The sequence below is a fragment of the Burkholderia sp. AU4i genome, from assembly GCF_000466765.1.
GTDB lineage: Bacteria > Pseudomonadota > Gammaproteobacteria > Burkholderiales > Burkholderiaceae > Burkholderia > Burkholderia cepacia.
This window is the reverse complement of sequence record NZ_ASSI01000191.1, coordinates 1-9559: the sequence shown is the minus strand read 5'-3', so window position 1 is coordinate 9559 and position 9559 is coordinate 1. Positions and strand designations below refer to the sequence as shown.

Annotated in this window: 8 protein-coding genes and 1 pseudogene; 4 read left to right on the top strand and 5 right to left on the bottom strand. The window is 71.1% G+C overall.

The features are described 5' to 3' along the window. Positions 1 to 103: 103 nt before the first annotated feature. The 4 genes from pdxR (at position 104) to L810_RS34695 (ending at position 5765) form a co-directional block, all read left to right on the top strand. Positions 104 to 1588: a MocR-like pyridoxine biosynthesis transcription factor PdxR gene (pdxR, locus tag L810_RS34710; RefSeq protein WP_021162845.1), complete on the top strand. Its 1485-nt coding sequence runs from the start codon at positions 104 to 106 to the stop codon at positions 1586 to 1588. A 408-nt stretch (positions 1589 to 1996) separates the two neighbouring features. Further along, positions 1997 to 3577 (top strand): trypsin-like peptidase domain-containing protein, encoded by a 1581-nt coding sequence (locus L810_RS34705; RefSeq protein ID WP_021162842.1) that lies wholly within the window; start codon positions 1997 to 1999, stop codon positions 3575 to 3577. Positions 3578 to 3804: 227 nt separating this feature from the next. Then, entirely contained in the window at positions 3805 to 5016 is a 1212-nt protein-coding gene (locus tag L810_RS34700) for an MFS transporter (protein ID WP_021162841.1), read from the top strand. Between the two features lie 209 nt (positions 5017 to 5225). Next, on the top strand, positions 5226 to 5765 hold the full coding sequence (locus L810_RS34695) for a DUF4303 domain-containing protein (RefSeq protein ID WP_042977405.1): 540 nt from the start codon (positions 5226 to 5228) through the stop codon (positions 5763 to 5765). 69 nt (positions 5766 to 5834) lie between these two features. Here the strand turns inward: L810_RS34695 and L810_RS34690 are convergent, their stop codons facing one another. The 5 genes and pseudogenes from L810_RS34690 to L810_RS34670 form a co-directional block, all read right to left on the bottom strand. After that, positions 5835 to 6533 carry a fumarylacetoacetate hydrolase family protein gene (locus L810_RS34690; protein ID WP_021162839.1) on the bottom strand — a complete coding sequence of 233 codons (699 nt, stop codon included), beginning with the start codon at positions 6531 to 6533 and terminating at the stop codon, positions 5835 to 5837. A gap of 125 nt (positions 6534 to 6658) precedes the next feature. Next, positions 6659 to 7600, bottom strand: a complete 942-nt coding sequence (locus L810_RS34685) for a helix-turn-helix transcriptional regulator (RefSeq protein WP_027791818.1) — start codon at positions 7598 to 7600, stop codon at positions 6659 to 6661. Between the two features lie 119 nt (positions 7601 to 7719). Next, a complete protein-coding gene (locus tag L810_RS34680) occupies positions 7720 to 8499 on the bottom strand; it encodes a YkgJ family cysteine cluster protein (protein ID WP_021162837.1) in 780 nt (259 codons plus the stop codon). Positions 8500 to 8559: 60 nt separating this feature from the next. Further along, positions 8560 to 9159, bottom strand: coding sequence for a uracil-DNA glycosylase family protein (locus L810_RS34675; RefSeq protein WP_042977403.1), 600 nt, complete (start codon positions 9157 to 9159; stop codon positions 8560 to 8562). 120 nt (positions 9160 to 9279) lie between these two features. Next, positions 9280 to 9559: pseudogene (locus L810_RS34670) on the bottom strand (nitrate ABC transporter substrate-binding protein); the annotation flags it as partial.

Here is a 9559-nt window from a genome sequence, read left to right as displayed (position 1 = left end):
CAAGAGCCAAGAGCCAAGAGCCGTGCGCCGCTGGCCGTCCGCGACCGGCCGTCCACAACTAGCCGTCCGCCACGTTCCGACATTTTCACGCTGAGATGTTCCGATGACGACAATCCTGCCTTCCGGCGACGCGCCGTTGCTGCCGCTCGACGCGCCGCTCGACGCGCCGCTGGCGCGCACGCCGGGCGCGCCTTCGCTGCAGCGCCAGTTGCTGCGCCGCGTGCGCGATGCGATTCTCGGCGGTGCGATGCCGGCCGGCACGCGGCTGCCCGGCACGCGTGCGCTGGCCGAGACGCTCGGCGTGTCGCGCAACACGACGGCTGCCGTCTACGAGCAGCTCGTCGCCGAAGGCTTCCTGCAGTCCGACCGCCGCGGCACGCGTGTCGTCGGGTTGTCGCGGCCGGCGCCGCCGCGCCGGCGTGCCGCGCCGCCGGCCGTCGCGCAGCGGCTCGGCCGCATTCGCCCGAGCCGCATCGGCACCGGCGAAACGGAGGGTTTCCGGCCGGGCGTGCCCGCGCTGACGCATTTCCCGGTGGACGCTTGGCGCCACGCGATCGACCGTGCGCTGCGCCGCAGCGGCCGCGACCTGCTCGGTTATGGCGATCCGCTCGGCGAGCGCGCGCTGCGCGAATCGATCGCGCGCCACCTGGCCGTGACGCGCGGCGTGCGCTGCGATCCCGAGCAGATCGTGATCACGGAGGGCGCACAGGGTGCGATCTCGTTGTGCGCGCAGCTGCTGACGAACCCGGGCGATACGGTGTGGGTCGAGGAGCCCGGCTATCGCGGCGCGCGCACCGCGATGCAGGCGGCCGATCTCGACGTCGTGCCGATGCCGGTCGACGCGGAAGGGCTGCGCGTCGACGCGGACGACTGGCGCGAGCGGACGCCGCGCCTCGTCTATACGACGCCGTCGAACCAGTTCCCGACCGGCGCCGTGCTGTCGATCTCGCGCCGGCTCGCGCTGATCGATGCCGCGCGCCGGCATCGTGCGTGGATCATCGAGGACGACTACGACAGCGAATTCCGTCACACCGGCGAGCCGATCGGCGCGATGCACGGGCTCGCGGACGATTCGCCCGTCGTCTATCTCGGCTCGTTCAGCAAGACGATGTTTCCGGCGCTGCGCATCGGTTTTCTCGTACTGCCCGACGCGCTGCTGGCCGCGGTGCGGCCGGTGCTGCCGGAGATGCTGCGCGGCGGCACGCGCCACGTGCAGCTCGCGCTGGCGGATTTCATCGAGACGGGCGAGTACGGCCGCCATCTCGGCCGCATGCGCCGGCTGTACCGCGACCGGCGGCGGTTGCTGCTCGCCGCGCTCGACGGCAGCCTGAGCGTGCCGCACCAGATCGAGGGCGGGCCGTGCGGGCTGCATCTTGCGCTGCGGCTGCCTGCGCGTTACCGCGATCGCGCGATCGTCGACGCGGCGCGCGCCCACGGCATCGGGCCGTTCCCGCTGTCGGGCTTTTCGATCGATGCGGCATCGGCAGGCAACGGGCTGGTGCTCGGTTTCGGCAATACGTCGGCCGACGCGTTCGAGCCGATGTTGCGGATGCTGTCGGCGATCGCGGAGCGGGTGGGCGGGGCGTGACGTGCGTGCGCGTTGCCTCAGCCGGCGGCGCGGCGGTCAGATGAAGGAAGCCGCCAACCTTTGACTCGATACCGCTTCTCGGCGGTCGGCAGCAGCAAGTTCACAGCTGTCAGCGGGCTGTTCTTCGTACATCGACCGGATGCAGCCGCCGGGTTCGGCTCCGCATACCAGCACACACCGCTCACCGCCGCGCACGGCAATCGGACTTGTGCGGATTGACGAACCGCACACTTTGTTCGAAACGAACGCCGTCGCGGCTCCGCGCCTGCCGTGCCGCCCGGCATACGGGTTTCGATTCGTATGTTCGAACAGGCCGCGTGGACTATAAATGGATGCGTGTACCGGTGCTTGTCAGGCGCCTGCGCGTCTCGCGCATGTCGGCGCCGCGACGCCCGGGGGAGGTGCACCGTGGTTCGCCAGACGCTTGCTCGCGCCGTGCTTCGCACCGCGTTGATCGGGGGCGTGTTTGCCGGCTGTTTGCTGCCTTCGCCGGCCGCCGTTTCCGGAACCCTGTCGCCATCCGCCACGCCACCCGCGACGAAGCAAAGGCCGGGTGCGACGCCTTATGCGATGCCGGTCGATTTTCCGGCGATCGTCGACCGCTACGGCCCGGCGGTCGTGACCGTCACGACCGCCGCACCGGACCAGCAGGCCGGTGTCCAGTCGTTCACGATCCTCGATCCCGACGATCCGCTCGCCGCATTCTTCCGGCGCGGCGCGCCGCCTCCCGCGCAGGGCCCGCAGACGCCGGCGCCCGACACGGCGCCGCGTGCGGTATCGGGCAGCGGCTCGGGTTTCATCGTCAGCGCCGACGGCCTGATCCTCACCTCCGCGCACGTGGTCGACGATGCGACCGACGTGACCGTGCGGCTCACGGACCGCCGCGAATTCAAGGCGACCGTGCTGGCCGTCGATCCGCAAAGCGACGTCGCCGTGCTGCGCGTTACCGCGACGAAACTGCCGTTCGTGCGCATCGGCGATTCGGCGAAGGTACGCGCGGGCGAACCGGTGATGACGATCGGCGCGCCGGACGGATCGGGCAACACGGTCACGGCCGGCATCGTCAGCGCGACGTCGCACCGGCTGCCGGACGGCAGCGCGTTTCCGTTCTTCGAAACCGACATCGCCCCGAACCCCGACAACTCGGGCGGCCCCGTATTCAATCGCGCGGGCGACGTGATCGGCATCGCGGTGCAGGTGTATACGGGCACCGACCGCTACGCGAGCATGACGTTCGCGATTCCGATCGCGTTTGCCGCAAAGGTGCGTGCGCAACTGCAGAAGCAGATGCAGGCGCAGGCGCAGCAGTCCCAGGAGCCGGGCGAGCCGTCGTCCGGCAACGCACTTGGCGTCGACGTGCAGGATGTCGGCATCGGGCTGGCCGCGGCGTTCGGGCTGCCGCGTCCGGCGGGCGCGCTCGTCAACGGCGTGGCGCCCGGCTCGCCGGCGGCCGCGGCCGGCGTGAGGCCCGGCGACGTGATCGTCAAGCTGGGCGACAAGTCGATCGGCCGTTCGGCCGAGCTGAACGACCTGGCCGCCGCGCTGCCGCCCGGCCAGAAGACGCCGCTGCGCGTGATCCGCAATCGCGCGCCGGTGAGGCTGACGATCACGGGCGCCGACGAGGCCGCCGGCAACGCGGGCACGACCGTCGGCATGGCCGCGCCGAAGGCGGCCGCACGACCGGGCCCGGGGCCGGGGGCGGGAGCGAGTGCGGGCGACGGCGGCGACCGCCTCGGGCTGACGATGCACGCGCTGAGCGACGACGAGCGCCGCTCGACCGGGCTCGCGGTCGGGATGATGGTGGACGCGGTGCACGGCCCGGCAGCCCACGCGGGCATCCAGCCGGGCGACGTCGTGCTGGAGCTCAACGACACGCTGCTCGAGACGCCGGACGACGTGCAGTCGCTCGAAGCGAACGGCGGCAGCGTGATCGCGGTGCTGATCCAGCGCAACAACGCGCGGAAGTTCGTGTCGGTGCGGGCGCGTTAGGGCGTTGACGCGGCCGGTATCGTCCGCCTACCATCGTCCGACATCGCACCAGGCCAGCCAGGCAACCAGGAGCCATCCGGCATGAAAGCAGCAACCTTCATCGTAGTCGTACACAGGCGCAGGGTCCGGTAGCGGCACCGCGCCGGCATCCCTGCGCCCCCGACTCGTTCGGGGGCTTTTTTTTGCATTGCGCACGGCCGTGCGGCACGTGCGCGGAGGACATCCGCTTGCAACCGAACCTGCCGATCGCTTCCGAACGGGCGTCGCCGCGACACGCGACGCTGATCCTGCTGTGCGCGTGCTCGGTGCTGCCGCTGAGCCTGTTCCTGCCGTCGCTGCCGGCAATCGCGCGCGACCTGCGCGCCGACTATGCGCTCGTCGCGCTGTCGCTCGGCGGTTACGCGGCGGTGGCCGCGTCGCTGGAGTGCGTGATGGGGCCGCTGTCGGACCGGTTCGGGCGGCGGCCGGTCGTGCTGGCGGGCGTCGGCATCTTCGCGCTCGGCTCGCTCGGCTGTGCGATGGCGACCGATATCCGGGTGTTTCTGGCATGCCGGCTGATGCAGGCGGCGATCACGTCGGTCTATCCGGTGTCGATGGCGACGATCAGGGATACCGGCGGCGGTGCGCACGCGGCGAGCCGGATCGGCTATGCGGCGATGGCGGCCGCGTTCGCACCGATGCTCGGCCCGACGCTCGGCGGCGCGCTCGACCAGACGGCGGGCTGGCGCGCGAGCTTCTGGCTGCTCGGCGCGGCGGGCATTGCGCTGTTCGTCTGGTGTGGGTTCGATTTCGTCGAAACCCACGCGAACCGGTCGTCGAGCCTCGGGCAGCAGCTGCGCGCGTATCCGGCGCTGCTGCGCGCGCGCCGTTTCTGGGCCTACGCGCTGTGCATGGCGTTTTCGACCGGCTCGTTCTACGCGTTCCTGGCCGGCGCGCCGCTGGCCGCGCAAACGGTGTTCGGCATCCCGCCCGCGGAAATCGGCTTCTACATGGGGACCATCACGGCCGGCTTCGTGTGCGGCAGCTTCCTGGCCGCGCGTTACGCGCGCCGCTTCGCGCTGGCCACGACGATCCTGTGCGGGCGGATCGTTGCATGCGCGGGACCGTTGATCGGCCTCGCGTCGATGTTCGGCGGCGCGACGCATGCGATCGCGTGGTTCGGGCCGTGCGTGCTGGTCGGCATCGGCAACGGGCTGACGAATCCCGGTGCCCATGCCGGCGCGGTGTCGGTGCGCCCGGCGCTGGCCGGGAGCGCGTCGGGGCTGGCCGGTGCGATGACGATCGCCGGCGGCGTCGCGCTTTCATCGTTGACGGGGGCGGTACTGACGCCCGGCAACGCGGGCTATGCGCCGCTGGCGATGATGCTGCTGTCGGCCGCGATCGCACTGGCGGCGGCCGTCTGCGTGCGGGTGTTCGACGCACGGGACGCCGGGCGGTGAACGCGAGTACGCGGTATCGCCGCGCCGAATCGGGCATCGGTGCGGGCATGGGCGCGGGTATCGGTGCGGGCATCGGTGCGGACATGGGTGCGGGTACCGCTACCGTCCCGCGGGCGATGGGCGGACAATCGATCGCATATCGGGAGACGACGAACCCGCCGCGCGCCGAGCATGCTCCGGCGCGCGAAGGTCGATTGGACGAGGGAACGATGAGCGACTTTTCTGATTTCCAGCGAGACATCGCCGACGCCGCGAGAGCGACATTCAGGGCGCTGCGGGCGCTGCACCCGGACGAGCATTTCTACGCGTTCGCGCTGTATACCGACAGCGGCGCGATGACGGTGGTGCCGGCAGCCAATTCGGTCGAGGGGCTGCGCCGGGTCCGCGAGCAGCAGGCTGTCGCGGACGACGACCCGTGGTATGCGTGGGGCTTTTCGGAATGGGCGTATGCGGCGGCGGAAGCGTCGCCGTTCAATGCGATCTGCGGCAAGCTCGCCGACGACGTGCTGAGCCCGCAGTTTGTCCGGTCGAGATTCCCGGAATTTTCGCGGCAACTGCACGCCGACATGATCGGTGCGTTGCGCCTGCTCGACCGCGAGGGCCTGTTCGGCACCGGCGACGAACGGGCGGCGATCACGCTGTTCGTGTCGATCAGCGACGACGACGCGGCCGAAGCGCTGGAAAACGAATCGGCGAAAGCGCTGAATCCGGCGGCCGTCGCCGACGCATTTCTGCGCCGCTACGACTGACCGAAATCGGGATATTGCCCGGCGGCCCCGTGGGGAGGCCGCCGTGCTTGCTGCGGTACGGCTTATGGCTTACGGCTTCGCGCCCACCACGAACTCGAACGTCGCGACGCCGTCGACGCCGCCCGTCACGCGGTCACCGGGTTGCAGCGCGCCGACGCCGGCCGGCGTGCCGGTGAAGATCAAATCGCCGACCTTCAACTCGACCGAGCGCGACACGTACGCGATGACATCGGGCACGGCCCAGATCATGTCGGCCAGGTCGCCTTGCTGGCGCGTGTCGCCGTTGACCGCGAGCCAGATGCGGCCCTTGGCCGGATGACCGGTGGCCGAGGCCGCGCGCAACGCGGTTACGGGGCCCGACGCGTCGAAGCCTTTCGCCCAGTCCCACGGACGGCTCAGTTTCTTCGCTTCGGCCTGCAGGTCGCGGCGCGTGAGGTCGACGCCGACGCCGTAGCCCCATACGTGCGACAGCGCGTCGGCCGGGTCGATCGACCGCCCGTCCTTGCCGATCGCGACGACCAGCTCGATTTCGTGATGGAGGTCGTTCGTCAGCGGCGGATAGGGGACGGTGCCGCTGGCCGGGACGATCGCGTCGCCCGGCTTCGTGAAGAAGAACGGCGGTTCGCGGTCGGGATCGGCGCCCATTTCGCGCGCGTGGTCGGCGTAGTTGCGGCCGACGCAGAAGACGCGGCGCACCGGAAAGCGCGCGGACGACTGGTCGACTTCGACGGAAGGACGCTCGGCAGCGTCGATGACATAGGCGGACATCGGATGGCCTCGTTCGGTGGGAAGACGGATGCCGCGCCCGTGCGGCGCACGGGCCGGCATGCGTGCAACGATACCCGACGCCCGTGCGGCCGGATGCGACGCAACTGCGTTTTACCGGGACAAAACTACGCGTCGGGTGCTGCCGGCGTGTCGTCGCCGTCCGGCAGCGCGGCGTTCGCGTCGCGGTACGCCTTCGGCGACACGCCAACCCGCGCGCGGAAGCGCCGCGCGAAATACCCTTCGTCGCGGAAGCCGACCGAGCGGGCGATGTCCGCGATGCGCCGGCTCGTGTGAGCCAGCAGCGACTGCGCGAGCGCGATCCGGCGCTCCGTCACGAGATCGGTGAAGGTGCTGCCGGTTTCCTTGCGGACCAGGTGCGCGAGGTAGTTGGGCGACAGGAACGCGGCTTCGGCGGTCGCGGCGAGCGTCAGGTCCTCGCGGGTGAGGTTGGCGCGGACGTGCCGCAGCACGCGCGCGAGCGCATCGCGCCGGCCGGCGCGCTGGGCGCCGCGCTGCGCGAGCTTGTCGAGCGCGCCCGCGTACTGCGTGCAGACGAGCCCGATCAACTGCAGCAGGTAGCCGCGCAGCAACGTGGTCGAGCCGAACGTGCGCACGCGATCGGTGTCGAGCATGCACAGCGCGAGGCGGCGCGCTTCGTCGTAGGTGTCGCCGGTCAGGATGAAGTCGAGGTGTTCCTGGAAGCGGAACGGCGTCAGCTCGGGAAAGCGGTGGGCGGGCACGTCCTCCAGGTCGAGCGGGTCGACGTCGAGATCGGCGCGCAGGAACGCCTGGCTGAAGTTGATCACGATGAAGTGCGCGCCTTCCGGATGCGGGATCAGGTGCTCGCGGTGCGGCAGCACGAACGCGAGCGCGCCGCGCGGAAACGGCCGCGTGACGCCACCGATCCGCTGCTCGGTGTCGCCGCCGAGATTGAACTGGATCTGGAAATACGCGTGCCGGTGCGGCTCGGTGATCGCCTGGCGCGACGCCTGGTCGCGGATGTAGAAGTCGAGCCGGTCGCTGCGTTCGGGCATCCCGTACAGGCGCGGCGGGGCGGTGGAGGGCATGAAGGATTCTGCTGGTCGTGACGCGGTTGAGCCGCGATGGTACAGCGAACCGGGCGCGTCGGCGATCCGCGCGGCCGTGCGGCGTTGCCCGGTGTCGCTCGCGGCGTGCCGCGCGACGGTCATTCGTCCGGGTGGAAGCCGAGATAACGGGCGTGCGGGCCGCCTTCGCCGGCGCGCTGGCTCGCCGCGCCGACCGATGCGAGCGCGTCCACCGTCGTCGCGCGGTTCGAGATCAGCGTCCACGCGACGGTGTCGTCGGCGTCGGCCGGTGCCGACGCGCGCAAATCCGTCAGCGCGGCGAGCAGCGTGGCGGCCGGCGGCGCGTGGATCGCGAACCCTTCGTTGGCCACGGCCGCCGTCTCGATCCCCAGCCTCTCGCACAACCGTGCCCGCAGCGGCGTTTCGGCTTCGCTCGCCGCACGCGAGCGCGCGATGTTCTCGCGGGTGGCCGCGTCGACGATCGTGCCGCCGCGGACGAACGGCGCCTGCTGCCACGCGTCGGGCGTGCATTGCTTGCCGGCCGGTACCAGCGGTACGAACGGATTCACTTCGGCCGGGTAGATCCGGCACACGAGCGGGCGCTCGTCGTAGATCGCGCATCGCAGGTCGTCGCGCAGGTTCGGGCACGGCCCCGCATGGGACGCCGTGAGCATGACCGTCACGCGGACGGGCAGCGAGCCGCTGAGCGCGGCGCTCGAGCGTGCGCGTTTGTACGCGGCGAACGCGTTGTCGGGCTCGGGCTCGACGAGCCACGGCATCGCGTCGCACAGCAGCTCCACGTGGCCGCCGCGCTGTAGCCATGCGGTGGCCTCGTCGATCGTCAGCGGAATGCGCAGGTCGCGGCAGCATCCGCCGCAGCCGTTGCAGGCAAAGTCGAGGTCGGTAGGGGTGTCGTTCATGCTTGATTCGATACAGATGACGGGGTGTCGCGAAGCGTCGCGACACGGCGGTGATTTCGTTTACCGGGCGACCAGCGGCGCGATCCGGCGTCGCAGCTCGGGCACGACGTCGGCGTCGAACCACGGATGGTGCTTGAACCACGCCTGGTTGCGCGGCGACGGATGCGGCAGCGGCAGCACGCCGGGGCCGTAGTCGCGCCACGCATGTACGGTGTCCGTCAGCGTGGCCTTGCGCGCGTCGCGCAGGAAGTGCCGCTGCGCATACTGGCCGATCAGCAGCGTGAGCCGGATCGACGGCAACCCGGCGAGCAGCCGGTCTATCCACAGCGGCGCGCATTCGGGGCGCGGCGGGTTGTCGCCGCTCGTGCCGCGGCCCGGGTAGCAGAAGCCCATCGGCACGATCGCGAAGCGGGTTTCGTCGTAGAACGTGTCGGCGTCGACGTCGAGCCAGCCGCGCAGCCGCTTGCCGCTCGCATCGTCCCACGGGATGCCGCTCGCATGGACGCGTGCGCCCGGCGCCTGCCCGACGATCAGGATGCGCGCGTCGCGATGGGCACGCACGACCGGGCGCGGGCCGAGCGGCAGGTCGGCTTCGCAGGCACGGCACGCGCGGATTTCAGTGAGCAGCACGTCGAGCGGCGCGCGCGTGGGTTTCGGCATCGAATCGGATCGGGGACGGAGTGGTCATGCGACGCCCCGGGAACCGCGCGCCCGGCGCCGACAGGCGGCCCGGGCAGGCGTGGCGCGGGAGCGCGCGCCGCCTGCATCACGCGGCGCGCCTCACGCCCGCGACGGGCCCGGTGCGCCGCTTTCGGCGACGGCAGCATCATACAACGCGGTTTGCGCGATCGCGCGGGCGATCGCCGCGTCGTCGTGCGAACCGTCGAGCATGCCCCAGCGCCGGTATTGGGACAGGAACCACTCGCCTTCGCGCGGATCGGGGCGGTTCACGGCGCCGCCGTCGTGGAAGCGGATCGGCAGCGGCGGCACGGCGAACGGCCCCGATCCGTAGTCGCCGAGCAGGCGCGGCGCGATCAGCCGGGCCGGCACGCCGAGCGCG

Coding starts and splice junctions, on each gene's coding strand:
- L810_RS34675 (WP_042977403.1), bottom strand. CDS start 9,159: ATGCCGAAACCCACGCGCGCGCCGCTCGACGTGCTGCTCACTGAAATC.
- L810_RS34685 (WP_027791818.1), bottom strand. CDS start 7,600: ATGCCCTCCACCGCCCCGCCGCGCCTGTACGGGATGCCCGAACGCAGC.
- pdxR (WP_021162845.1), top strand. CDS start 104: ATGACGACAATCCTGCCTTCCGGCGACGCGCCGTTGCTGCCGCTCGAC.
- L810_RS34690 (WP_021162839.1), bottom strand. CDS start 6,533: ATGTCCGCCTATGTCATCGACGCTGCCGAGCGTCCTTCCGTCGAAGTC.
- L810_RS34680 (WP_021162837.1), bottom strand. CDS start 8,499: ATGAACGACACCCCTACCGACCTCGACTTTGCCTGCAACGGCTGCGGC.
- L810_RS34695 (WP_042977405.1), top strand. CDS start 5,226: ATGAGCGACTTTTCTGATTTCCAGCGAGACATCGCCGACGCCGCGAGA.